Origin of the sequence: Paraburkholderia sp. SIMBA_053 (genome assembly GCF_046534895.1) — a bacterium.
Classification (GTDB): domain Bacteria; phylum Pseudomonadota; class Gammaproteobacteria; order Burkholderiales; family Burkholderiaceae; genus Paraburkholderia; species Paraburkholderia caledonica.
Genome location: NZ_JAWRXU010000966.1, coordinates 1 through 261 on the forward strand (window position 1 = coordinate 1; position 261 = coordinate 261).

At 65.1% G+C, this 261-nt stretch carries 1 protein-coding gene; it reads left to right on the forward strand.

The window, feature by feature from the left end; genetic code table 11:
- The coding region (locus SB753_RS38480) for a methylated-DNA--[protein]-cysteine S-methyltransferase (protein ID WP_410805342.1) at window positions 1-261 on the forward strand (261 nt) is incomplete at both ends.

Genomic DNA, 261 nt, shown 5'->3' on the forward strand with positions numbered 1-261 from the left:
CTGACGGGCGTGTACTTCGTCGGACAGAAGTATTTTCCGGCTGCCGACGGCGCGCTTGCCGCTGCGAACGCGTCACGCGTGCTGCATCAGGCGCGCGAGCAGCTCGACGAATACTTCGCAGGCGAGCGCCATACGTTCACTGTGCCCTTAAGAATGCTGGGCAGCGCGTTCCAGCGTGACGTGTGGGACCAGCTCGTGCAGATTCCGTACGGCGAGACGGCGAGCTACGGCAGCATCGCGCGGCGGCTCGGCTTGCCGCTT